This is a genomic window from Kitasatospora sp. NPDC127035 (genome assembly GCF_042726075.1).
GTDB lineage: Bacteria > Actinomycetota > Actinomycetes > Streptomycetales > Streptomycetaceae > Kitasatospora.
Genome location: NZ_JBHXDN010000007.1, coordinates 1 through 23,070 on the forward strand (window position 1 = coordinate 1; position 23,070 = coordinate 23,070).

Sequence of the window (23,070 nt, forward strand, 5' to 3'; positions counted from 1 at the left end):
TGGCACGCTGTTGAGTTCTCAAGGAACGGACACTTCCTTCAGGCGGCTTTCACACCGGCCCTCCGGGCGCTTCGTTCTTTCGTGTTTCCAGCTTACCAGACGTTTTCCGCTCCGTTTCCGGCGCTTCATTCATCCGATTCCCGCTGGGGGATTTCCTTCGACTTCGCTCCGAAGCTTATCAAAGCTTTCGGTGTGCTCAGTTCCGGGATTTACCTCGTCGGAGAGGGTGCGCATTCGTAAAACGCGCTCACCTCGACTCGGCGGTGTCGTAGACACTAACGCCTGTGCCCGACCGTTGTCCAGTCGCTCGCAACCGTTCAAACCTACTAGCCCACCCGCGCCACGTCAATGGTCTGGCTGAGATGCGAGAAGAGTAGCAGGTCAGGGGCCTGGTGATCACATCGACTCACGCAGCGACCGGCTGGAGGTCCGCCCGGTCGGTCGCCTCCAGATCGCCGGTCTCTCCGGTCGCCGCGGCCTTTCGACCCAGGACCAGGGCATAGAGGAGGAACGCCACCTCCGCCAGCGCGCCGATCGTGATCCGCGCCCAGGTGGGCAGGCCGGACGGCGTGACGAAGGCTTCCAGGACACCGGAGACGGCCAGGACGGTCGTGAGGCCGACGGCCATGCCGATGATGGACCGCCCCTGTTCGGCCAGAGCGGTCGCGCGGGTACGTGGGCCGGGGTCGACGATCGTCCAGCCGAGGCGCAGCCCCAAGCCTCCGGCGACGAAGACCGCGGTCAGTTCCAGCAGCCCGTGCGGGATGAGCAGGCCGAGGAAGATGTCGAGCCTGCCGGCGGACGCCATCAGTCCGACGCCCAGACCGAGATTGAGGACGTTGCTCCAGAGCACCATCACCACCGGGATCCCGAGCACGACCCCGTAGAGCAGGCACTGCACGGCGATCCAGGCGTTGTTCGTCCAGACCTGCGCCGCGAAGGAGCCGGCCGGACGGTCCGAGTAGTAGGCCTCGTAGTCGCCGCCGGGCCTGGTCATCTCCCGGATCTGGTCCGGGGTAGCCAGGCTGTTCCGGACCTCCGGGTGTCCGGCGACCCACCAGGCGACGAGCGCGGTCGCGAGGAGGGAGAGGATCGCGACCGGCAGCCACCAGCGGCGCGACCGGTAGAGCGCGGCCGGGAAGCTCACCGTGTAGTAGCGCACGACGTCCCGCCAGCCGCTGGTCCGGCTGCCCGTGACCGAGTCGCGCGCCCGCGAGACCAGACTGGTGAGCCTGCCCTCCAGCGTGGGGTCGGGCGCGGCGGCCTGGACCTTGGCGAGGTGCCCGGTGGCGCGCTGGTAGAGGGAGACCAGTTCGTCGGCCTCCTCCCCGGTGAGACGGCGCCTCCTGGAAAGGGCGTCCAGCCGGGCCCACTCCCCCTGGTGGGTGGCGACGAAGACGTCCAGGTCCATTCGGCGACTCCAGGGTCGGCGCGGGGCGCGCGGGCGGGCTTGGTCGGACAGGTGGGCCCAGCATGCCAGGGCACGGGTGCGCGCGGGCGTCCGGGACCTCCCTTCCCGACCGGGTCCGGGGCCCCGTATGTTGACGACTGCAGATCACGGGATCGTGGGGGCGATCCATCGGATTCCTCTCCCCGCGGATCACGGATCACGGACCACGAACCACCGACGGGAACGGACGGGTGCCTTGAGCGACCTGGTGACGGGCGAGGCGGTCGTCCTCGGCCTGCGTGCGGCGAAGCTTCCGAGCCGGGCACTGGCGATCGCGCTGGACCTCACCCTGCAGATCGCCGGCCTGGTGGCGGTGTCCCTGGTGCTGAGCCTGACGCTCGTCGACATCGACGGTGCGGCGGTCGCGGCGGTCACGCTCGGGCTGATGGTCTTCTTCCTGGTGGCCCTGCCGGTCATGATCGAGACACTGACCCGCGGACGTTCGCTGGGGAAGGCCGCCCTCGGGCTCCGGGTGGTGCGCAGCGACGGCGGGCCGGTGCGGTTCCGGCACGCGCTGGTGCGCGGGCTGGTCGGCTTCCTGGAGATCGTCGTGCTGTTCGGCGTCCCTGCCGTGATCTGCTCGATGGTGTCCACGGAGGGCAAGCGGCTGGGCGACGTGTTCGCGGGGACACTGGTGGTCCGCGAGCGCGTGCCCGGTGGCGGCGGCACCGCCACGGCGCTGCCGCCGGTCCACCCGCAGCTGTTGCAGGCGATCGGCGGCGAGCTGGTCGCGCTCGACCTCTCCGCCGTGCCCGAGCCGCTCTGGCTGGCCGTCCGCCAGCTGCTCGGGCGGATCGGCGAGCTCGACCCGGCGGTGGCCCACCAGATGTCGGTCAGGCTGGCGGACGACGTGACCGCCCGCACCGGTCATCCGGTCCCCTACGGCGTGCATCCGGCGGCGTACCTCGGTGCGGTCCTGACCGAGCGCCAGCGCCGTGAGTGGGAGCGGGCCCAGGGGCACGCCTTCCAGCAGGCCCGCCACCAGGCGCAGTACCCGGCGCAGGCGCCCGCGGCGCAGGGACAACAGCACCAGCCGCCGTACCCTCACCCGCACCCGACGGCTCCCGCCGCACCCACCGCACCGCCGGCACCGGAGCCCGCACCGAAGCCCGCGCCCGGTACCGGCTTCGCCCCGCCGGCCTGAGTCGTTCCCTGGTCGGCCCCGGTCCCGGAGGGCCTTGAAGCAGGCGCGTTGCCCGTGCGTCCCTGGATGCCCCTCGCCGGATCGGCGCGGTCTCGTCGCGTCGTGCGCGAGGCGAGGTCGCCGATCACGGACGTGGTCGGCTCGGGTTCGTGTCCTCCCTTCACGCGGACCGGGCCGGACACCGGCTCGTGTACGGCGCCTCAGGGCGACCCGTTCGTCAGCAGCAGATGGAAGCTGCGGCCGCGGTGGACGAACGTGGCGGTGTCGGATTCGCAGCCGTCGAAGTAGACCGGCCACAGCGGCTCCTCGCCGCTGTGGTAGCCGGTGGGGCGCAGGAAGTCCGGGCTGACAGCGGCGAAGGACCACGCCGGGCCGTCCTCACCGAGCAGTTCCCGGGCGAAGTCGCACACCAGTCGCTCGGCGTCCGCCGCCGGGTAGTGGTGGCCGTAGGGGCTGTACGCCTCGCAGAGCATCCAGCGCAGCCGCGCCAGGAAGCCGGCGCGGTCGAGCGGGCTCACCGCGGCGCGGAATCCCTCGCGCAGGAGCGGGCGCTCGAAAGGCTCGCTGTCGTACGCGTCCGCCAGGACGTACCAGTTGCGGCGTGCGTCGGCGGCGCGCATCAGTCGCTCGAACAGGGCACTGCGCAGGAAGGCGTGCAGGACGGCCCGGCAGCTCCCGGCCGTCACGAGTGCGTCGCAATCCGCGGTGAGCAGCAGGGTGTTGCTGTTCATCGCGCTGTCGACGGCGGAGAGGAAGGCGTCGACGGCCGGAGGTTCGGGATTCGGTGGTGGTGCGCTGAACCTCGGGGAGCCCATGGCCCCAGCCTTGCAGGCGGTCGTCGTCGGTTCAACGGCTCTTCCACCGATCTGACCGGCTACCCGGCGCGGCACCGGCCGGCGGTGCCGGCACGGCGAACCGGGGGCCTGGGCGGGCAAGGGGCCGTCGCCGGTTCACGTCCGGGGCGCCGGCACGAGGTCACGGAACGCCCTCTCAGCCGCCCAGGCCCTCGCCGTACCCGAACGCGGCCGGCCACGCGTTCGGCGGGGACTCCAGTTCCTCCAGCTCGATCCCGCCCGCGGCGAGCACCACGTCCCCGGCGAGGTGCACGACCTGCTGCTCCCCCGTCTCCAGGTCCGCCACCTGGTACCGCTCGACCAGCAGCGGCCCCGAGTCGGTCTCGTGCGTGTCCGCGCCCTCCAGCAGCCACCCCTGGTCGAAGGTGCGCGGAGCCAGCACCGGCTCGGTGAACGCGACCAGCCGTACCCGCGCGCTCGCCCCCTCCCGCAGGCGCAGCAGCCGGGCGGTGGCGACCAGGAACCCCGGCGAGCGTCCGGCGAAGCCGTGCGCCCGGTCGTGGCCCTCGGCCGCCTGCTCGCCGGCCGGGTCGGCGGCGTCCGCCCGTACCCAGGCGACCCCGTCGACGGCGCCGCCCCGCACCTGCCAGCCGCCCGCGCGCAGTTCCATCCGCAGCGGCCGGGCCCGCGCGTCCAGCGTCAGGTCCACCGTGCCGAGGACGTGTCCGTCCGGCGCGTAGGTCTTGGAGACGTACCGCCAGCCGGCCGGGCCGGGCGCGCAGCTGAAGCGCTCCTCACCGAGCAGCACGTGGTCGTGGGTGTCGTGGAGCGAGTACCGGCCGTTGGGCATGCCCGAAAGCCTACGTCCGCGATCACCGGCGCCCGGCATGCAACCTCCCGTTCCGGTGCCGCATCAAGGGGGTGGACGGCCGCCGACCGGCGCCGCCGGGTGAGGGGAAGGGGGGCAGGATGGCGAAGCAGGCACGCGACGCGGAGTTCACCGTGTACGTGGCCTCCAGGGGCGGCTGGCTGCGCAAGGTCGCCTATCTGCTGTGCGGGGACTGGCACCGCGCGGACGACCTGGTGCAGGAGAGCATCACCAAGCTCTACGTGCACTGGCCTCGGATCGGCGAGGTGGAGAACCTGGACGGCTACGCCCGCCGGGTGCTGGTGAACACGTTCCTCGCCGAGCAGCGCTCGCCGTGGTGGCGGCGGATCAGCCGCACCGGCGACGAGCCGGACGTCGTCTCGGTGCCCCCGGACCTCGATTCCGCACTGGACCTGCGCCGGGCGCTGGCCGCGCTGCCGCCGCGCCAGCGGGCCACCGTGGTGCTCCGGTACTACTGCGACCTGACGGTCGACCAGGCCGCCGAGGCGCTCGGCTGCTCGCCCGGCAACGTCAAGAGCCAGAGCTCCCGGGCCCTGCACACCCTCCGGGGCCTTCTCTCCCCCCGTCCCGCCCCCGCTGGGAGGACCACGTCATGACCGTCGACGAGCACCGTGACCTGACCGAGCGCCTGGTGGCCGTGGCCGATGCGCCCGCGCCGTCGGTCGGCTTCGACACCGCCTGGGCCGTCCGTCAGGGGCGGGCCCGCCTGCGCCGCCGGCGCCGGGCCTCGATCGGCGGGGCCGCGGTCCTGACCGCGGCGGTCCTCACCGGCACGCTGCTGCTGGAGCCGGGCGCCGGCGACGGGCCCGTCGGCTCCCCGGTCCCGGTGGCCCCCGCGGCCACGCCCACGACGGCCGACACACCCGCGGACTCCGCGGCGCGGACGCCCGGTGCCGCCGGCGCCTCGCCCACCGCCGTCCCGCCCGCCGTGGGCGACCCGCTGACCAGCGAGGTCAGGTTCGGCTGGCTGCCCGCGTGGGCGGCCGGTGTCGGCTACCAGGCGGGCACCCACGGCCAGGCCGCCACCGCCGGCGGGGGGAACGACCACTCCCCGATGATCAGGCTCTCGCTGTTCCCCGCCGGGCCGGAACCGGCGATCGACTCGACGTCGGCGTTCCCCCAGGTGAAGAGCCCGGCTCCGCCGGTCGACGGGCGGACCGCGTACTGGCTGACGCGGCAGGGCAGCGCCGACGACCACATACTGCGCTGGCTGACGCCCTCGGGGCGGTGGGCCCAGCTCTACTGGTGGGGTGGCAAGCCCGCCGACTACTCCGACGAGACCTTGCTGCGGATCGCGGCCGGTGCCTCCTTCGGGGCCTGGGACGTGCCGCTGCCGCTCTGGTTCGCCGGGCTGACGGAGCCCTTCCGGCCGGAGAACTCCTCGATCGGCCGGCCCGCGAACAGCTCGCTCCCCTGGTTCGCCGAGATCGAGTTCCGGGTCGAGGGCCGCACGGTCGAGGTCACGGTGAGCCCGGACGTGGAACCGGTGCCCGGCGACACCGTCCTCGGTCCGGCGTCGCCGACCTGCCGGACCGAGCAGGGGCTGAAGGTCTGCGCGGCGGTCTCGGACGGCGCCGCACCGGCGGCGCTCGAACAGCTCGGCGGCCTGAACGGCCTGCTGGGGCTGGTCCGCGTCACGGGCCCCGACGAGGGCACCTGGACCACTGACGTCCTGCGCCGTTGAGCACCGGAACGCCGGTGGCCGGCACCCCCGAGCGGGGGTGCCGGCCACCGGCGTGTGCCGTCGGGCGGATCAGTAGCGGTACTGGTCCGCCTTGTACGGGCCGTCGACGGAGACGCCGATGTAGTCGGCCTGGTCCTTGCTGAGGGTGGTCAGCTTCACGCCCAGCGCGTCGAGGTGCAGGCGGGCGACCTTCTCGTCCAGGTGCTTCGGCAGCACGTAGACGCCGATCGGGTACTGCTCGGTCTTCGTGAACAGCTCGATCTGGGCGATCGTCTGGTTGGCGAAGGAGTTGGACATCACGAACGACGGGTGGCCGGTCGCGTTGCCCAGGTTCAGCAGGCGGCCCTCGGAGAGGACGATGATGGTGCGGCCGTCGGCCTTGCGCCACTCGTGGACCTGCGGCTTGACCTCGGTCTTCACGACGCCCGGGAGCTTCGCGAGGCCGGCCATGTCGATCTCGTTGTCGAAGTGACCGATGTTGCCGACGATGGCCTGGTGCTTCATCCGGGCCATGTGGGAGGCCATGATGATGTCCTTGTTGCCGGTCGTGGTGATGAAGATGTCGGCGGTCTCGACGACCTCTTCCAGGGTGGTGACCTGGTAGCCGTCCATCGCCGCCTGGAGCGCGCAGATCGGGTCGATCTCGGTGACGATGACCCGGGCGCCCTGGCCGCGCAGCGACTCGGCGCAGCCCTTGCCCACGTCGCCGTAGCCGGCGACGACGGCGACCTTGCCGCCGATCAGGACGTCGGTGGCGCGGTTGATGCCGTCGATCAGCGAGTGGCGGCAGCCGTACTTGTTGTCGAACTTCGACTTGGTGACCGAGTCGTTGACGTTGATGGCCGGGAAGAGCAGGTTGCCGTCACGGTGCATCTCGTACAGGCGGTGGACACCGGTGGTGGTCTCCTCGGTGACGCCCTTGATGGTGGCGGCGACCTCGGTCCACTTGTTCGGGGTGTCCTTGAGGGTGCGGTTGAGCAGCTCCAGGATGATCCGGAACTCGTCGTTGTCCGCGGTGGACGGGTCCGGCGCGACGCCCGCCTTCTCGAACTCGACGCCCTTGTGGATCAGCAGGGTGGCGTCGCCGCCGTCGTCGAGGATCATGTTCGGGGTCTGGCCGTTCGGCCAGGTGAGCGCCTGCTCGGTGCACCACCAGTACTCGTCCAGCGTCTCGCCCTTCCAGGCGAAGACCGGCACGCCCTGCGGGTTCTCCGGGGTGCCCTCCGGGCCGACCGCGATGGCGGCGGCGGCGTGGTCCTGGGTGGAGAAGATGTTGCAGGAGCACCAGCGGACCTCGGCACCGAGCGCGGTGAGGGTCTCGATCAGGACGGCGGTCTGCACGGTCATGTGCAGCGAGCCGGTGATCCGGGCGCCGGCCAGCGGCTGGGCCGCGGCGTACTCGGCGCGGATCGTCATCAGGCCGGGCATCTCGTGCTCGGCCAGCTGGATCTCCTTGCGGCCGAACGGCGCCAGGGAAAGGTCGGCGACCTTGAAGTCACCGGTGATGTCGGTCGACATGCGTCTGCTCCTCGCTGATGGGGTGGGGCGTGGCCAAGGTCCTCGGGGTGCGTCACAGCGCGGCGGGCCGCACAGGTGGGCGGCGGCGCCGGGACGGTACCGGTCCGGGAGGGACCGGTACCCCGCTGTTCGCACAAACCGTCGGAGGACCTCTGTCCCTCGACCGGCGCGTGCCCGTGCGGACACGGGCCGCCGATCGACCGCCATCAGCAGCGACGTTCTGGCTCTGAGGACGAATCTACACCGCAGGCCCCGGACGGCGGCCCGGTACGACCGTTTTTCGGCCTCGCCCCCGGCGGCGCGCACGTCCCGTGCACGCCCCGTACGAGCCCCTTACGAGCCCCGCACGTGTGCCGCCCGGTCCGGCCCCGCGGCGCTGCGCGGTGGCCGGTACGCGGCGGTCAGTGCGCGGCGTCCGGCACCGGCCCGCCGGGCGTGGCGTTCGGGTCGTCGCCCTCGGCCTCCTTCTCGGCGCTGAAGATGTCCGGCTCCAGGTAGATCACCCGCGCGATCTTCACGGCCCGGCGGACCCGCGCCTCGGCGGCGTCGATGGCCTGGGCCACCTCGGCGGCGGTGACGTCGGCGGGGACGGCGATCTTGGCGGCGACGAGCAGCTCCTCGGGGCCGAGGTGCAGCGTGCGCATGTGGATCACGCGGGTGACGGAGTCGTGGTCGACCAGCGCGTCGCGGATCTCGGCCACGACCTCGGGGTGGGCGGACTCGCCGATCAGCAGCGACCGGGTCTCCAGTGCCAGCACGATCGCGATGGCGATCAGCAGCACGCCGATCGAGAGCGTGCCGATGCCGTCCCAGACGGCGTCGCCGGTGATCACGGTCAGACTCACGCCGAACAGCGCCAGCACCAGGCCGATCAGCGCACCGGTGTCCTCCAGCAGCACGACCGGCAGCTCGGGGGCCTTGGCCCGGCGGATGTAGGCGGTCCAGCCGTGCTTGCCCTTGTCCTTCACGGCCTCGCGGTACGCGGTGTAGAAGGACCAGGCCTCCAGGCCGATCGCGAGGACCAGCACGCCGACCGGCCAGTACCAGTTGTCCAGCTCGTGCGGGTGGGCGATCTTCTCGTAGCCCTCGTAGATCGCGAACATGCCGCCGACGCTGAACAGCACGATCGAGACCAGGAACGCGTAGATGTACCGCTCGCGCCCGTAGCCGAACGGGTGCTCGGGGGTGGCGACCCGCTTCGAGCGCTTGCCGCCGACCAGCAGCAGCACCTGGTTGCCGGAGTCCGCGACCGAGTGGACGCCCTCCGCGAGCATCGACGAGGAGCCCGAGAACGCGAAGGCGACGAACTTGCTCACCGCAATGCCCAGGTTCGCGGACAATGCCGCGACGAGTGCCTTGGTACCGCCTTCGGTGCTCATGCTCGGGGTGGTCCCTCCGTCGGGGGCCGCCCACGCAGCCCGCGCCCAGTCGTTGTCGAGCGCATACGGTACCGGGCCGGGCCGGACGCGTTCAGGACTGTGCCGCGAGCCCGAGGTAGACGGCGGCGAAGTCGGTGAGCGCGACCAGGTCGGCCAGCGCGTGCAGCGGGTCGGCCCGGCGGCTGGCGTACTCGGTGAGCCGGACGTCGTGGGCGGCGGCGAGCCGGTGCGCCCGGGTGGCGCCGAAGCTGCGCGGGCCCTCGTCGTCGGCCGGTACCTCGGCCGGGCCGTCGTCCGGCTCGCCGGGCCCGGCCGGAGCCGCGGACGGCTGGTCGCCGGGGATGTGCCGCAGCAGCAGGACCTGGAGGTGCAGCGGGTCCGGCTCCTCCACCCGGTCGCGGAAGAAGTCGTCCGGGTCGGCCCCGGCGCCGAGCTGGCCGGTGAACATGCCGCGGTGCGCGGTGAGCACCTGTGGCAGCGGGCCGGCGAGGGCCGGGCGGCCGGCCCGGTCGGCGAGCTGGGCGGCGAACCGGCCGGCGGCCGCCCCGGCCACCGGGCCCTCGGCCCACAGCAGCGGTACCGTCCCGGCCAGCCGGGCGGCCAGCCCCTTGGCCGGGTTGGTGTACGCGGCGGCGTCCGGGCGGCAGCGGACGGCGCTCTCGTCCAGCAGGTCCGCGGTGGCCGCCAGCGCGTCGTACGGCAGTTGGGTGACGCCGAGCTTCTGGCAGAGCGCGAGCAGCGGCGTGAGGTGGGACCAGAGCGCGGCCGGGTCCTCGGCGGGCAGGTCGGGCTCGGCGGCGTACGCGGCCGCGGGCGGGGTGCCGTCGTCAGGGGAGTCGGACGACAGGGCGGACGGCACGAAGGGCAGCGGCAGGGCGCGGACCTGGAGCGCGGCCCCGGCGAGCGGACTGCCCTCGGGTGCGACGACCACGATCGCGCAGCCGCGCGCGTAGGCCTGCTCGGCGAGGGCGACCAGGCCCTGTTCGCCGCCGTCGGCGGAGCTCACCACCAGCAGGTCGAGCGGCCCGGCCCAGCCGGGGAGCTGCCAGGCCAGGCCGGCCGTGAAGACGGGCGGCGCGGTGGCCCGGTCGGTGCGCGGGACGGGCGCGGCGTCCGCGGGCGGCAGCGGGGAGACCAGGCTCGCGGTCCCGGCCAGGGCCGCCAGCATCTCGGCGGCGGTCAGCGCGCTGCCGTGGCCGGCGACCAGGACGGCGCGCGGGCGGCCGTCGGGGCGGAGCCGGTCGATGCCTGCGGCTTCGGCGAGCCGCAGCGCGGTGCGGACCCGGGCGCCGGAACCGGCCAGGGCCAGCAGGGCGCGGTCGTGGTCGGCGCGCCGGAGGGCGGCCGGGTCGTCGAGCAGGGTGTCGTCGAGCATGCGGCGGGCCTCCGGCTGCTGGCTGGGCGCTGAGGGCTGCTGGCTGAGGGGTGTGCGGCGGGGTGGTGCGGCGGAGTTCCACCGCGGGCACTGCCGGTACTGCCGGTACTGCGGAGACTGCGAGCAAGGCCGGTACTGCGGGTATGCCGGTACTGCGGGGTGCGGGTCGGGCCCGGTGGCGCCCGACCCAAGGATCACGCGGGGCGGCGGGCCTCGTCCACCAGCAGGACCGGAATGCCGTCCCGGACCGGGTAGGCCAGGCCGCATCCCTCGCCGGCGCAGACCAGCTCCGGCTGCTCCTCGGTGCAGCCGTGGGTGTGGGGGGATCGGAAGTGGGGGCATAAGAGTATCTCCTTCTGTATGGCTTCGTGTTTCTTGGGGTTCGGGCTCCAGTTCAGAGGGATGGCACGGCGGTGCCCCGGCCGAGTGTAAACCCTACCGGCCGGGGCACGACGGGTGTGCGTCAGGCGCGGACGAGCGCGAGGACGCCGTCACGCAGCTCGGCCATCCTCGCCGGGTCCTTCGCCTCGACGTTCAGGCGCAGCAGCGGCTCGGTGTTGGAGGCGCGCAGGTTGAACCACCAGTCGGGGCCGGTGACGGTCAGGCCGTCCAGCTCGTCGACGGTGACGTCCTCCGGGCCGGCGTAGGCGGCGCGGACGGCGGCGGTCCGGTCGGCCTGGTCGGCGACGGTGCTGTTGATCTCGCCGGAGGCCGCGTACCGGTCGTACTCGGCGGTGAGCTCGGAGAGGGTGCGGTCCTGTCCGCCGAGGGCGGCCAGCACGTGCAGCGCGGCGAGCATGCCGGTGTCGGCGCGCCAGAAGTCGCGGAAGTAGTAGTGCGCGGAGTGCTCGCCGCCGAAGACCGCGTCGGTGACGGCCATCTCCTGCTTGATGAAGGAGTGGCCGACCCGGGTGCGGACCGGCTTGCCGCCGAGCTCGCGGACCACCTCGGGGACGGTCCAGGAGGTGATCAGGTTGTGGATGACGGTCGGCTCGTCCTCGCCGGCGGCCCGGGCGCGGGCGATCTCGCGGACGGCGACCAGCGCGGTGATGGCGGACGGGGAGACCGGCTCGCCGCGCTCGTCGACGACGAAGCAGCGGTCGGCGTCGCCGTCGAAGGCGAGGCCGAGGTCGGCGCCGACCTCGCGGACCTTGGCCTGGAGGTCGACCAGGTTCTTCGGGTCGAGCGGGTTGGCCTCGTGGTTGGGGAAGGTGCCGTCGAGCTCGAAGTACATCGGGACGAGGTCGATCGGCAGGCCGTCGAAGACGGTCGGGACGGTGTGCCCGCCCATGCCGTTGCCCGCGTCGACGGCGACCTTGAGCGGGCGGACGGCGGTGAGGTCGACCAGACCGAGCAGGTGGTCGGCGTAGCCGCGCAGGGTGTCCTGCTCGGAGAGGGAGCCGGGCTCGACGTCCCGGACCGGCACGGTGACGGTGTCGTCGTCGGCGGTCCAGGACTCGACCAGCTCGCGGATCTCGGAGAGCCCGGTGTCCTGGCCGACGGGGGCGGCGCCGGCACGGCAGAGCTTGATGCCGTTGTACTCGGCCGGGTTGTGGCTGGCGGTGAACATCGCGCCGGGCAGGTCGAGCGAGCCGCTGGCGTAGTACAGCTGGTCGGTCGAGCAGAGGCCGATCCGGACGACGTCCGCGCCGTGGGCGGCGGCGCCCTCGGCGAAGGCCAGGCTGAGCGACGGGGACGAGGGCCGCATGTCGTGGCCGACCACGATCGCGGTCGCCCCGGTGACCTGCACGAACGCGGCGCCGAAGGCGCGGGAGAGGTTCTCGTCCCACTGGTCCGGGACGACGCCTCGGACGTCGTACGCCTTCACGAGCTGCTTGAGGTCGCGCACTGCGGCTCCACCCTGGTTCTCCGTCTGATCGACGGGTCGGTCGACGGGCTGGTCGCCCATGGTCACGATACGTCCGGGCTCGGCAGCGGCCGGTACCCGGTCATGGGGCAGCGTACCGGGGCCGGTGGAGGCGTTCGTGCGAGGCGGGTGGTGCCCGGGGGGTGGGGACCGGGTGTCAGTTGTCGGGCGAGCGGAGCACCCGGAGGTGGCCGCGGCGGCCGGCCTCGGTGGATTCGCCCTCGGGGCCGCGGCCCTGACGGGGGGTCTGCGGGCGGGCGGCCTCGCGGACGGCGTTGGCGAGCGCTTCGAGGTCGTCACTGCTGCGGCGGAGCGGGCCGGCCTCGGCGACGAGCCGGACCACCTCCCAGCCGCGCGGGGCAGTGAGGCGCTCGGCGTGCTGGGCGCACAGGTCGTAGCAGTGCGGCTCGGCGTAGGTGGCGAGCGGGCCCAGGACGGCGGTGGAGTCCGCGTAGACGTACGTCAGCGTTGCGACGGCCGGCCGGCCGCACGCGGTCCGCGAACAACGACGTACAGAGCTCACGAGGGTGGACGGTACAGCACTCCCCGCCGGGGAGCGAAGACCGCCTGCCCGGAGGGCGTCCCGTGTCGCGGCCGCGCGCCCGTGCGTGCACCCGCCGCCCCGGGCGATTAGGTGCGGGGGTGGTCCACTTCCGACCGCCCAAGGACTACCCTCGGCAGTGATATGGACAGCTCCGCACCGCAGTCATCGACGGGTCCCTCGCGCCGCCCCCGGCACCGTGACCGGCACGGCAGGGGGCTGCGCGGCCCGCTGGCGCCTCCGCAGGTACCGATCTCGCTCACGCGCTCCGAGTTGTTCGACGACTACGTGCGCGAATCGGTGGAGCGGCTTGAACGGCGTTGGCCGCAGTTGATCGAAGTCGAGTTCGCCGTCCAGGAGGTGCCGCTGCACGAGCCTGACGGCACGGCCGATCCCGACGGCGGGGTGCCGTTGGGCCGGGTCTCACCGGGCCGGCAGGGGCGGAAGAGTCAGATCGTGGTGTACCGGCGGCCGGTGGAGATCCGGGCGAAGTCGCGGGAGGACCGTGCGGCGCTGGTGCACGAGATCCTGATCGAGCAGGTCGCCGAGCTGCTGGGCCTCTCGCCGGACGCCATCGACCCGCGCTACGACGAGGACTGACGGTCACCGGCCCGACGGCGGCGGGTCCGTCGGTCCGCGCTCAGCGCAGGACCACGCCCGGGTCCTGGGCGGCCTTCGGGACCTGCACGCTGCTGCGGTCGTCGCGGAGCGCCTGGATGGTGAACATCGGCACGTCCTTGGTGGTGATCGCGAGCATCCGGGCGGCGGCGACCGGACCGCCGGAGACGGTCTCCACGGTGAGCGCGTAGGAGCCGTTCAGTCCGGTGGGCTCGGGTGCCGGGAGGGCGACCGTGCCGCCGGCCGGCAGCTCGACGTCCTTGGTGGCGGGCGTGCCGCCGCCGGTGCCCGCCGAGGCGGTGACCCGGACGGTGGCGGCCTCGCCGGTGGAGGTGAGGAAGAGCGTGGAGGCGCCGCCGCCGCGGTTGTCGGCCACGGTGGCGCGGGCGCCGACCGGCACGGTGCCGCTCAGCCAGGCCGCGTCGGACTTGCCGTTGGCCGCGGCGCGGTCGATCCGCAGGCCTGCCACCACCTTGGTGGGGTGCTTGTCGTCGGTGGGCGACAGGCGCAGGCCCGCCACCTCGTCACGGGTGACCTTGCCGAGGTCGACGGCGACCACCGTGCCGGCCTTGACGTGGACGGACTCGTTGCCGGCCGGGGTGAACCAGCCGTTCTTGCCGGAGAGCTGGATCTTCAGGTCCGCGTCGTCCTCCGGCGGGGCCCACACCACCAGCCGGGCGGCCGAGGTGTCGGCGGGAAGCCCGGGGAGCACCTGGGTGGGCGCCGGATCGGCGGAGGCCGGCACCCAGTCGGCTCCCTTGGCGCCGTCGGCGGCGTGCAGGGCGGCGCCGACCCGGCCGGTGCGGGCGACCACCTGTACGACCAGGTCGGCGACCTGGCCCCTGCTGATCGTGGGCAGCAGCACCGACTGCGAGCTGCCGGGGGCGACGGTGATGCCGTTGGCGGCGTCGTTCTCGATCAGGCCCTTGTCGCCGTAGAGCTTGAGGTCGACCACGGCGGCGGTGGACTCGGCGTTGACCAGGCTGACGTAGTCGGTGCGGTCCCCGGCCGTGGAGGCGCCGGCGAACCAGAAGCCGGTGCCCGCCGGTGTGCAGGTGAGACCGGAGAGCCCGAGGCCGCGCTGCTCGGTGACGGTGGTGGTCTGGGTGACGGTGAAGCCGGGGGCGAGTGCCCCGGTGGCGACGGCTCCGGCGCCCGGGGCGGTGTCGCCGTTGGAGGCCGGGGCGGTCACCGGGGTGCCCGGCTTGGCCAGGGTGAGCCGGGCGTCGGCGGGCGCGGCGTTCTTGTCGACGGCGGGCGCGGCGGTCGCCGGCGCACCGGTCGGCGCACCGGTCGCGGCCGGGGCCGGGGTGGCCGGGGCCGCGGACGGCGGGGCGGCGGCGGGTGCGGCCGCCTCGGAGATCCAGCCGGCCCCGCCGGCGGCGGGCGCACCGGCACCCGGCGGGGTGTAGGCGGTGAACGCGGTGGAGCCGGTGAGGCCCTGGATCGGCTGCGGGCAGACCACCGAGGTCCGCTCGACCTGCGCCGAGGCGGCGGTGGCGGTGGTCGCGGCCGGGGTCGCCGGCGGGCGGAGCGAGGCGATCCCGAACACCGCCGCCAGTACCACGGCGGCGGCCAGCAGCGACTGGGTGGTCCTCGCCGCGCCGGAGCCCTTCGGGGCGGCGCCGGACTGCCCGGCGGCCCCCTCGGTCTGCGGGTCGGACTTCTTCTTGAACGCGGGCTTCTTCATCGCGGGTCAGCTCCCCGATCCGTGGTGGTGCGGGTACCGGCCCGGCCCGTGCGGATCGTTCGGGTCATTCGGACTGTTCGGGTCGTAGTAGGGCTCGGGCTGCGGCTGCCCCGGCACCCACGGCTGCTGCCCGGTCTGCTGGTACTGGTCGTAGCCGTACGCCGGGTCCTGCGGCTCCTGCTGCTGGTACGGGTCGTAGCCCGGGGTCTGCGGGTAGGCCTGCGGCTGGTAGCCGTCCTGCCCGTAGCCCGCCCCGCCGCCGTACGGCGCGGCCACCGGCTGCTGCGCGGTGTAGGGGTCGTAGCTGTACGGGTCGGCCTGCTGGTAGGCCTGGTACGGGTCCGCGTACGGCTCGGACTCCTGGGCGGCGGCGGCCGCCCGGACCGCGCCGCCCGACGGGTCGCCGGCGGCCTGGGCCGGGACCGCGCCCGGCCGGCCCTCGTACACGCCGCCGTCCGGGTCGCCGTGCTCCGGGCCGTCGCCGGCCTCGCCGCCCTCGGCGCGCTCGGCCATCCGGCGGGCCCGGCGGCTGCCGGGGGCGGGGGCCTGCGCCTGGGCCGCGGCGGCCAGTGCGGCGGCGGCCACCACGTCCTCCGGGAGGTCGTCGTCCTTGTGGCTGCGCCGGCCGGGCAGGGCCAGCACCAGGACGGTCAGGCCGAGCAGCAGCTGGGCCCAGATCCAGCCGGTGTGCAGCAGGCTGCCCTCCCGGGTGACGGCGAGCTTGCCGCCGGCCGCCGGGAGCTTGAAGCCCTGCGCCCAGCCGTCGACGGTGGTCGCCTCCAGCGCGGTGCCGTCCAGGGTGGCCTGCCACTCGGGGCCGACGGCCTCGGCGAGCCGGAGGACCCGGCCCTCGGGACCGGCCGGGACGGTGGTGGCGATGTCGCGTTCGCCGGACGGGACCACCACCGGGACGGCGCCCGGGGCGGTGATCAGGGCGCGGGTCGCCGGGGTGCCGTCGACCTGCCAGAGCGCGGCGCCGCCGTCCTGGTTGGCCTTGACCAGGCCGGGGGTGGTGTCGAGGACGTCTTTGAAGGCGCCGATCAGCGGCTGGTCTACCAGGACGTAGGCGATGCCGTACCCGGCGAGCGCGACCGCCTGGTCGGCGCCGGAGCCGGCCAGCAGGCTGCCGACCGTCCGGTCCAGGCCCGCGGTGGTGCCGGTGGCCGGGTCGACGGTGGACTCGGCCTGGCCGAGCGTCAGCCCGGCGCCGCGGACCACGGTGTAGCTGACCGAGCCGCCCTTCCGGTCGCCGGTGACGACCAGGGTGCGGGAGCGGTCGGAGGTGCCGGCCTGCTCCGCGATGAAGGCGGGTACCTGGGCGGAGCGGGCCCGGTGCAGCGGTCCGTCGGCGCCGGTGACCGCCCACCAGAGGCCGGTGCCCAGCGGGGCGAGCACCGCGGCGGCCACCACCAGGGCGGCGACGGGCTGGCGCCAGCCGAAGGCGATGCCGGCCACGCGGGTGTTGGCGCCGTCGGCGCCGATCGCGGCGGCGGCGAGCAGGGCGATGCCGGCCAGCAGGGTGGCCGGGCCGGACCACGCGGGGATGTCCGGGCCGCCGGAGGCCGGGGTCACCGAGGTGCCGGCGACCGCGACCGCGAAGAGCAGTCCGGCCCCGGCCGCGCCCCAGGCGGCGAGCACCGCGCGGCGGCGGTCGGCCCGGAGCAGGGCGGCCAGCGCGGCGAGCACCACACCGGCGGAGAGCCAGACCGGCGGCACCCCGGCGCCACCCGGGTTGACCATGAGCAGGCCGGCCGCGGAGGGGACGGCGCCGTGCGGGCCGGGCAGGCCGGCCTCCAGCAGCAGCCGCTGGGGGTGCGACAGCACCTGGAACGACCAGGGGGCGAGCACCGCCACCGGAAGCGCGAGGATCACCAGGACGCGCAGGCCGAGCAGGCGCAGCGCGGCGACGCCGGAGCCGAAGGCACCGCCCCGGACCACCGCGGCGACCAGCATGGCCAGGCAGAGCGGGACGGCCAGGGCCCAGGCCAGCGGGACGAACGCGGTGGCCAGGGTGAGCAGCAGGACGGTCATCCAGACGGGGCGCCAGCCCGGCCGGGCGCCCTTGGCGGCGCTCTCGGCGCGGATGCCGAGGCCGGCGCCGATCGCGGCGGCGCGGGCCAGCGGCGGCAGCAGGACGGCGAGGACGGCGGTGCCGATCCGGCCCTGGGCGAGTGCACCGGTGGCGGCGGGCAGCAGCGCGTAGGTGGCGCTGGCCCAGGCGCGGACCAGCTTGGAGTCGATCAGCGGCCGGGAGACCAGGTAGGCGCTGACCGCCGAGAGCGGAACGGCGAGGACGACCAGCAGGGTGACCGCGAGGTCGGCGTGGTCGAACAGGATCCAGGAGAGCACCGACAGCACCGCGAGGTAGGGCGGCGCCGCGGAGGTGGAGCCGGTGCCGACCGGGTGCCAGGCGTCGGCGTACATCGACCAGAGGCCGGCGGCGCCGTCGGACGCGGGCAGCAGGGCGCCGCCGAACAGGGCGCCGCCGCCGAACAGGCCGCGGCAGGCGACCAGGGCGAACACCAGCAGGGCGGCGAACAGGACCGGCGCGGGGCGCCGGGCCAGCTTCTTGATCAGCGTGAACTGCTCGACGACCAGGTCCTCGGCGTCCTCGTCGCCGGGGCCGGCCTCGACCGAGCCGTGCCGGCCGGCTCCGGCGTCGTCCGCTCCCCCTATGCCGAGCGAGCCGACCACACTTTCGACGGCGAGGCGGGCGGTGGCGCCGGGTGCGGGGAAGAGCGTCCGGTCGTCCAGGGCGTCGGCGGCGCGGGCCCGGGCCCGGCGTTTGCGGGCGGCCAGCAGACGGGGGAAGCGGACCAGCTCGTGGCCGAGGCCGGCCAGCTCGTCGAAGGCCTGCTTCGGGTCCTTGCCGAGCAGGTTGGCGACCACCCGCAGCACGGTGCCGAGCACCAGCCGGAGCAGGACGTAGGGGAAGAGCACGCCCTTGGAGTTGGCGAGCAGGGTGTAGACGGCGCCGGCCTTGTCCATCCGGTGCGGGTGGGCGGGGCCGCAGTCGATGGCGCGGCGCTCGCGGCTGGCGGCCTCGGCGTGCCGCAGCACGGCGTCGGGGGCGACGACGACCCGGTGGCCGGCCGCGTTGACGCGCCAGCAGAAGTCGGCGTCGTCGCGCATCAGCGGCAGGGCCTTGTCGAAGCCGCCGAGCTCCTCGAAGACGTCGCGGCGCACCAGCATGCCCGCGGAGGAGACGGCGAGCACCGGGCGGACCTGGTCGTGCTGGCCCTGGTCCTGCTCGCGGCGGTCGAGACCGGTCCAGCGGCGGCCGGAGCGCGCGATGCTGATGCCGACCTCCAGCAGCTGGCGCCGGTCGTACCAGCTGCGCAGCTTGGGGCCGACCACGGCGGCGCTGGGGGTGGAGTCGGCGACCTGGAGGAGGCGGCGCAGCGCGTCGGTCTGCGGCTCGCAGTCGTCGTGCAGCAGCCAGAGCCACTCGATCGGCTGGGTCTCCCGGGGGCCGCCGCGGCCGAGGTCGTCGTCCTGGCCGAGCGGGTCGCCGAAGTCGTCCCAGCCGCCGGTGACCGGGTCGTAGCCGGAGGGGTCGAGGCGGTAGGGCAGGTCCTCGGGCCGCAGCGGCGGGCTGTTGAAGACGGCCTCGGCGACGGCGGTGCCGAAGCCCGCCCGGCGGCCGAGGACGGTCGGGCCGCTCTCCGGGAGCCAGTCGGCGAGGGTGTCGGCGAGCAGTCGCGGAGAGTCGTCGGTGGAGCCGGTGTCGACGGCGAGGATCCGCTGGACCTGGCGGTCCTGGCCGAGCAGGCCCGCGAGGGCCTGGGGCAGCCAGCGGGCGCCGTCGTGCGAGACGATCACGGCGGTGACCAGGTGACGCGGATAGGCGGGCGGCCTGCTGGCGGAGAGTCCGCTCTGGTGGCTGTAGACGGTCATCGCGTGCGCGGGCCCCAGTTCTCGGTGGACACAGCCGGTGAACGGCAACCGGATGGCGCACCACACTAACGGCTCCGGGTGGCCGCTCCGTCCACGGAGTCCGTGCGAGCGGTGCAGGGGCCGTGGAGAAAGGGCCGGGAACGCGAAGGCGCCTCACCACCGGGGTGAGGCGCCTTCAGGGCGGTGCGGGTGTCCGGCCGCGGTCGCCGCCGGGGTTCGCGGAGGGTCGGGAGGGTCCGGAGCGGTGGCCGGGCCCGGAGGCCGGACCGGTCAGACGGCGCTCTTCTTGAGCCGACGGCGCTCGCGCTCGGAGAGGCCGCCCCAGATGCCGAACCGCTCGTCGTTGGCCAGGGCGTACTCCAGGCACTCGGAACGGACCTCGCAGGCGAGGCAGACCTTCTTGGCCTCGCGGGTCGAGCCGCCCTTCTCCGGGAAGAAGGACTCGGGGTCGGTCTGGGCGCACAGCGCGCGCTCCTGCCAGCCGAGTTCCTCCTCCTCTTCGATGCCGTCACCGATCAACAGCTCAAAGAGCTCGCTCATGTGGCGCGCCTCCTCTGCCCCTATTGGCGTCCCCGTGGTTGCCGTTGCCTCGTGCGGCCGACGACACGAGTGAAATTACAGTTGCGTCACTCTGGCCCAGTCAAGCCGAGCTCTGGTATTGGGGCCAGGATTCACTCCCCGGCACCAAGCCGTTACGAATAGTGTACATAACCGGACACATGGGACCTGTCGCCCGATTGCCTCGAACGTTCATGAACCGTTCGCCATCAGGGGCCGAATGACGCGCACTCACCTGCACAGGCCGGTCATCGGGCTGCCTTCCCGGCGATCTTCTCATCGAAACATAGAGGGTGATTTATCACCCCATCGGTTAGTTCATGGCCGATATCACCTGAATGTCCGCTCTCTGGAGTTGACACCGCACCCGCGGATGCGGTCTCCTTTCCCCTATGTCAGAGTTCGCCAGCCCCCGGAGCGGTTCCACGCTCCGCCGTGCCGTGAACTCCTGTTGTCGCCTCTGTTCCTGCCGCTGTATCTAGGCGCCCGCCGTCCCACCGCGCGCCGCCCAGGAAGCACAGAGGCCGCCCGCGATTCCCGCCCCAGGACATCCCGGATCCGGCTGATCCCCTGACGAACCAGCCATCCGAGGACGACTCCCGTGCGAATGATCCGCATCCGCAAGCGGAACCGCGACCGCAACAAGCTCATCCACCGCGGTCCCGGTGCCGCACACCCGGCTACCCCGGTCCGCCCGACCCATGCCTGGACGGACGGACTCAGCGACGTTTCCATCGCCGGCGACCCGCTGGCCTTCCCGCACCTCGCCCGCACCGACCTGCCCAGCCACCCCACCACCGTCGCCGGCTACGCCCAGCTGGTGCGCGAGATCGCCGCCGACCGCTCCCGCTGGGAGCCGCTCGTCCGCTACGACGCGCTCACCCGCTGGTACGCCCGGCTGGAGACCGGCCCCGGATACGAGGTCTGGCTGCTCAGCTGGCTGCCCGGCCAGAGCAGCGGCTTCCACGACCACGGCGAGTCCAACGGCGTCATGACCGTCGTCCGGGGCGAGCTGGTCGAGCGCTCGCTCACGCACGCGGGCGAGGGCGCCCGGACGCTGCGCCCCGGCGGGCAGCGCGTCTTCTCCTCCGGCTACCTGCACGAGGTGGTCAACGGCTCGCTGGAACCGGCCGTCTCCATCCACCTGTACACCCCCGGTCTGACCGCGATGAACCAGTACGGCGGCGCCGCGGTCCCCGAGCAGCACGCCGAGCAGCACGCCGACCGGGAACCGCAGCAGCACCCGCAGGAGCAGGCCGGAGCCCACTGACCCGGGACCCGGCCACGGACGGTCGAGGGTCGGGCTGACGACCCGTCGGCGCGTGGCAGGATGGGCGCATGCGCATCGTGGCACTGGCAGGCGGGATCGGCGGAGCGCGTTTCCTGCGCGGACTCCGGGAGGCCATCGGTCCCGAGGACGAGATCACCGTCATCGGCAACACCGGTGACGACATCCACCTCTACGGACTGAAGGTCTGCCCCGACCTCGACACCGTGATGTACACCCTCGGCGGAGGAATCCACGAGGAACAGGGCTGGGGCCGCACCGACGAGACCTGGTCGATCAAGGCCGAGATGAAGGAGTACGGCGTCGGCCCCGAGTGGTTCGGGCTCGGCGACCGCGACTTCGCCACCCACCTCGTCCGCAGCCAGATGCTCACCGCCGGCTACACCCTCAGCCAGGTCACCGAGGCGCTCTGCGTCCGCTGGCGGCCCGGCGTGCGGCTGCTGCCCATGAGCGACGACCGGATCGAGACCCACGTCAGGATCACCGACGAGCAGGGCACCCGGGCGATCCACTTCCAGGAGTACTGGGTCAGGCTGCACGCCGCCGTCGACGCCGAGGCCATCGTCCCGGTCGGCGCCGACACCGCCAAGCCCGCACCCGGCGTGCTGGAGGCCATCGCCGCCGCCGACGTCATCCTCTTCCCGCCGTCCAACCCGGTCGTCTCGATCGGCACCATCCTCGCCGTGCCCGGCATCCGCGCCGCGGTGGCCGCCGCGACCGCCCCCGTGGTCGGGCTCTCCCCGATCATCGGCGGCGCGCCCGTCCGGGGCATGGCCGACAAGGTGCTCGCCGCCGTCGGCGTCGAGGCCACCGCCGAGGCCGTCGCGCTGAACTACGGGAGCAGGGCGGCGCTGCGGGACGGCACGGACGAGGGCGGCCCCGGACACCGGGAGGGCCTGCTCGACGGCTGGCTGGTCGACACCGCCGACGAGGCCTCCGTGGCCGCCGTCGAGGCGGGCGGCATCGCCTGCCGGGCCGTCCCGCTGCTGATGACCGACGTCCCCACCACCGCCGAGATGGCCAGGGCCGCCCTCGCGCTCGCCGAGCAGGTGCGCGCGTGACCCTGACCGTCCTCCCCGTCACCGGACTGCCCGAGATCGACGAGAGCTCCGACCTCGCCGGACTGATCGCCAAGGCCGCGGCGTACGAGGACGGCGACATCCTGCTCGTCACCTCCAAGGTGATCAGCAAGGCCGAGGGCCGGGTGCTCCGGGCCGCCGACCGGGAGTCCGCGATCGACGCCGAGACCGTCCGGGTGATCGCCCGGCGCGGCAGCATCCGGATCGTCGAGAACCGCAACGGCCTGGTCATGGCCGCAGCCGGCGTCGACGCCTCCAACACCGCCCCCGGCACCGTCCTGCTGCTCCCCGAGGACCCGGACGGCTCGGCCCGCGCCCTGCGCGCCCGCCTCCAGCAGCTGACCGGCCGCCGGCTCGCCGTCGTCGTCACCGACACCTTCGGCCGCCCCTGGCGCAACGGGCTCACCGACGTCGCCATCGGCGCCGCCGGGCTGCCCGTCCTGGAGGACCACCGGGGCCGCACCGACTCGCACGGCAACGAACTGGCCCTCACCGTCACCGCCACGGCCGACGAGCTCGCCGCCGCCGCCGACCTGGTGAAGGGCAAGGCCACCGGCACCCCGGTCGCCGTGGTCCGCGGCCTCGGCCACCTCGTCACCGCCGAGGACGGCGAGGGCGTCCGGCCGATCATCCGCCCCGCCACCGAGGACATGTTCCGGCTCGGCACCTCCGAAGCGGTCCGACAGGCCGTCACCCAGCGGCGCACCGTCCGCGCCTTCACCTCCGAACCGGTCGACCCCGGCGCCGTCCGGCGCGCCGTCGCCGCCGCGGTCACCGCACCCGCACCGCACCACACCACGCCCTGGCGGTTCGTCCTGCTGGAGACCCCCTCGGTGCGGACCGAGCTGCTGGACGCGATGCTCGCCGCCTGGCGACGCGACCTCGCCGGACTCGACGGCTGGGACGAGGAGAAGATCGCCCGCCGTACCGCCCGCGGCGACGTCCTGCGGGCCGCGCCCTACCTGGTCGTGCCCTGCCTGGTGATGGACGGCTCGCACGACTACCCCGACGCGCGCCGGACCACGGCCGAACGGGAGATGTTCACCGTCGCGATCGGCGCCGCCGTGCAGAACCTGCTGGTCGCCCTGGCCGGCGAGGGCTACGGCTCGGCCTGGGTCTCCTCCACCATGTTCTGCCGCGACACCGTGCGGGAGGTGCTGGACCTCCCCGGTCACTGGGACCCGATGGGCGCCGTGGCCGTCGGCCGCCCCGCGGAGCCGCCGCGCAGCCGCCCGGAGCGCACCGCCGACGCGTTCGTCGAGGTGCGGTAGCCGCACCTCGACACGGGAGCGGCCGACG

The 23,070-nt window shown here is 73.8% G+C and carries 19 protein-coding genes; 7 read left to right on the forward strand and 12 right to left on the reverse strand.

All coding sequences use genetic code 11. The features are described 5' to 3' along the window. Positions 1–406: 406 nt before the first annotated feature. Positions 407–1,411 carry a stage II sporulation protein M gene (locus tag ACFWIC_RS06195; protein WP_329882787.1) on the reverse strand — a complete coding sequence of 335 codons (1,005 nt, stop codon included), beginning with the start codon at positions 1,409–1,411 and terminating at the stop codon, positions 407–409. 235 nt (positions 1,412–1,646) lie between these two features. On the opposite strand from ACFWIC_RS06195, the gene ACFWIC_RS06200 reads away from it, so the two are divergent. Further along, a complete protein-coding gene (locus tag ACFWIC_RS06200) occupies positions 1,647–2,594 on the forward strand; it encodes an RDD family protein (protein WP_329950828.1) in 948 nt (315 codons plus the stop codon). A 200-nt stretch (positions 2,595–2,794) separates the two neighbouring features. On the opposite strand, the gene ACFWIC_RS06205 is transcribed toward ACFWIC_RS06200, so the two are convergent. Further along, the gene (locus tag ACFWIC_RS06205; protein WP_380516341.1) at positions 2,795–3,409 is read right to left on the reverse strand and encodes a hypothetical protein; all 615 of its coding nucleotides are present in this window, start codon (positions 3,407–3,409) and stop codon (positions 2,795–2,797) included. 175 nt (positions 3,410–3,584) lie between these two features. Next, the gene (locus tag ACFWIC_RS06210) at positions 3,585–4,238 is read right to left on the reverse strand and encodes a hypothetical protein (protein WP_329882784.1); all 654 of its coding nucleotides are present in this window, start codon (positions 4,236–4,238) and stop codon (positions 3,585–3,587) included. Positions 4,239–4,357: 119 nt separating this feature from the next. Between ACFWIC_RS06210 and ACFWIC_RS06215 the strand changes: the two genes are divergently transcribed. Further along, complete coding sequence (locus ACFWIC_RS06215; protein WP_329950826.1) at positions 4,358–4,873, forward strand: SigE family RNA polymerase sigma factor; 516 nt, start codon at positions 4,358–4,360, stop codon at positions 4,871–4,873. Then, positions 4,870–5,961 carry a hypothetical protein gene (locus ACFWIC_RS06220; RefSeq protein WP_380516344.1) on the forward strand — a complete coding sequence of 364 codons (1,092 nt, stop codon included), beginning with the start codon at positions 4,870–4,872 and terminating at the stop codon, positions 5,959–5,961. Before ACFWIC_RS06215 ends, ACFWIC_RS06220 begins: the two co-directional genes overlap by 4 nt. A gap of 69 nt (positions 5,962–6,030) precedes the next feature. Here the strand turns inward: ACFWIC_RS06220 and ahcY are convergent, their stop codons facing one another. The 6 genes from ahcY to ACFWIC_RS06250 form a co-directional block, all read right to left on the reverse strand. Beyond that, on the reverse strand, positions 6,031–7,479 hold the full coding sequence (gene ahcY / locus ACFWIC_RS06225; protein WP_329950824.1) for an adenosylhomocysteinase: 1,449 nt from the start codon (positions 7,477–7,479) through the stop codon (positions 6,031–6,033). 401 nt (positions 7,480–7,880) lie between these two features. Next, positions 7,881–8,858: a cation diffusion facilitator family transporter gene (locus ACFWIC_RS06230; RefSeq protein WP_329950823.1), complete on the reverse strand. Its 978-nt coding sequence runs from the start codon at positions 8,856–8,858 to the stop codon at positions 7,881–7,883. Positions 8,859–8,949: 91 nt separating this feature from the next. After that, on the reverse strand, positions 8,950–10,233 hold the full coding sequence (locus ACFWIC_RS06235) for an SIS domain-containing protein (RefSeq protein ID WP_329950822.1): 1,284 nt from the start codon (positions 10,231–10,233) through the stop codon (positions 8,950–8,952). Between the two features lie 194 nt (positions 10,234–10,427). Next, positions 10,428–10,631, reverse strand: coding sequence for a Trm112 family protein (locus tag ACFWIC_RS06240; RefSeq protein WP_380516557.1), 204 nt, complete (start codon positions 10,629–10,631; stop codon positions 10,428–10,430). A gap of 65 nt (positions 10,632–10,696) precedes the next feature. After that, a complete protein-coding gene (locus ACFWIC_RS06245) occupies positions 10,697–12,142 on the reverse strand; it encodes a phosphomannomutase/phosphoglucomutase (RefSeq protein ID WP_380516349.1) in 1,446 nt (481 codons plus the stop codon). Between the two features lie 115 nt (positions 12,143–12,257). Next, positions 12,258–12,623 carry a DUF3499 domain-containing protein gene (locus ACFWIC_RS06250; RefSeq protein WP_329950820.1) on the reverse strand — a complete coding sequence of 122 codons (366 nt, stop codon included), beginning with the start codon at positions 12,621–12,623 and terminating at the stop codon, positions 12,258–12,260. 162 nt (positions 12,624–12,785) lie between these two features. On the opposite strand from ACFWIC_RS06250, the gene ACFWIC_RS06255 reads away from it, so the two are divergent. Beyond that, the gene (locus tag ACFWIC_RS06255) at positions 12,786–13,241 is read left to right on the forward strand and encodes a metallopeptidase family protein (RefSeq protein WP_329882775.1); all 456 of its coding nucleotides are present in this window, start codon (positions 12,786–12,788) and stop codon (positions 13,239–13,241) included. Between the two features lie 40 nt (positions 13,242–13,281). Here the strand turns inward: ACFWIC_RS06255 and ACFWIC_RS06260 are convergent, their stop codons facing one another. The 3 genes from ACFWIC_RS06260 to ACFWIC_RS06270 all read right to left on the reverse strand — a co-directional run bounded on the left by ACFWIC_RS06260 (position 13,282) and on the right by ACFWIC_RS06270 (position 19,386). Continuing rightward, positions 13,282–14,949, reverse strand: a complete 1,668-nt coding sequence (locus ACFWIC_RS06260; protein WP_380516354.1) for a DUF5719 family protein — start codon at positions 14,947–14,949, stop codon at positions 13,282–13,284. Between the two features lie 6 nt (positions 14,950–14,955). Continuing rightward, a complete protein-coding gene (locus ACFWIC_RS06265; RefSeq protein ID WP_329950818.1) occupies positions 14,956–18,846 on the reverse strand; it encodes a glycosyltransferase in 3,891 nt (1,296 codons plus the stop codon). A gap of 270 nt (positions 18,847–19,116) precedes the next feature. Next, on the reverse strand, positions 19,117–19,386 hold the full coding sequence (locus ACFWIC_RS06270; protein WP_030310813.1) for a WhiB family transcriptional regulator: 270 nt from the start codon (positions 19,384–19,386) through the stop codon (positions 19,117–19,119). A 619-nt stretch (positions 19,387–20,005) separates the two neighbouring features. On the opposite strand from ACFWIC_RS06270, the gene ACFWIC_RS06275 reads away from it, so the two are divergent. The 3 genes from ACFWIC_RS06275 (at position 20,006) to ACFWIC_RS06285 (ending at position 23,042) form a co-directional block, all read left to right on the forward strand. Then, positions 20,006–20,674 (forward strand): cysteine dioxygenase family protein, encoded by a 669-nt coding sequence (locus ACFWIC_RS06275; RefSeq protein WP_329882772.1) that lies wholly within the window; start codon positions 20,006–20,008, stop codon positions 20,672–20,674. 68 nt (positions 20,675–20,742) lie between these two features. Beyond that, positions 20,743–21,753, forward strand: a complete 1,011-nt coding sequence (gene cofD / locus ACFWIC_RS06280) for a 2-phospho-L-lactate transferase (RefSeq protein ID WP_329950816.1) — start codon at positions 20,743–20,745, stop codon at positions 21,751–21,753. Continuing rightward, complete coding sequence (locus tag ACFWIC_RS06285; RefSeq protein ID WP_380516359.1) at positions 21,750–23,042, forward strand: coenzyme F420-0:L-glutamate ligase; 1,293 nt, start codon at positions 21,750–21,752, stop codon at positions 23,040–23,042. Before cofD ends, ACFWIC_RS06285 begins: the two co-directional genes overlap by 4 nt. The last annotated feature ends 28 nt before the right edge of the window (positions 23,043–23,070 follow it).

Coding starts and splice junctions, on each gene's coding strand:
- ACFWIC_RS06195 (WP_329882787.1), bottom strand. CDS start 1,411: ATGGACCTGGACGTCTTCGTCGCCACCCACCAGGGGGAGTGGGCCCGG.
- ACFWIC_RS06205 (WP_380516341.1), bottom strand. CDS start 3,409: ATGGGCTCCCCGAGGTTCAGCGCACCACCACCGAATCCCGAACCTCCG.
- ACFWIC_RS06210 (WP_329882784.1), bottom strand. CDS start 4,238: ATGCCCAACGGCCGGTACTCGCTCCACGACACCCACGACCACGTGCTG.
- ACFWIC_RS06215 (WP_329950826.1), top strand. CDS start 4,358: ATGGCGAAGCAGGCACGCGACGCGGAGTTCACCGTGTACGTGGCCTCC.
- ACFWIC_RS06220 (WP_380516344.1), top strand. CDS start 4,870: ATGACCGTCGACGAGCACCGTGACCTGACCGAGCGCCTGGTGGCCGTG.
- ahcY (WP_329950824.1), bottom strand. CDS start 7,479: ATGTCGACCGACATCACCGGTGACTTCAAGGTCGCCGACCTTTCCCTG.
- ACFWIC_RS06230 (WP_329950823.1), bottom strand. CDS start 8,858: ATGAGCACCGAAGGCGGTACCAAGGCACTCGTCGCGGCATTGTCCGCG.
- ACFWIC_RS06235 (WP_329950822.1), bottom strand. CDS start 10,233: ATGCTCGACGACACCCTGCTCGACGACCCGGCCGCCCTCCGGCGCGCC.
- ACFWIC_RS06245 (WP_380516349.1), bottom strand. CDS start 12,142: ATGGGCGACCAGCCCGTCGACCGACCCGTCGATCAGACGGAGAACCAG.
- ACFWIC_RS06255 (WP_329882775.1), top strand. CDS start 12,786: ATGGACAGCTCCGCACCGCAGTCATCGACGGGTCCCTCGCGCCGCCCC.
- ACFWIC_RS06260 (WP_380516354.1), bottom strand. CDS start 14,949: ATGAAGAAGCCCGCGTTCAAGAAGAAGTCCGACCCGCAGACCGAGGGG.
- ACFWIC_RS06265 (WP_329950818.1), bottom strand. CDS start 18,846: ATGACCGTCTACAGCCACCAGAGCGGACTCTCCGCCAGCAGGCCGCCC.
- ACFWIC_RS06270 (WP_030310813.1), bottom strand. CDS start 19,386: ATGAGCGAGCTCTTTGAGCTGTTGATCGGTGACGGCATCGAAGAGGAG.
- cofD (WP_329950816.1), top strand. CDS start 20,743: ATGCGCATCGTGGCACTGGCAGGCGGGATCGGCGGAGCGCGTTTCCTG.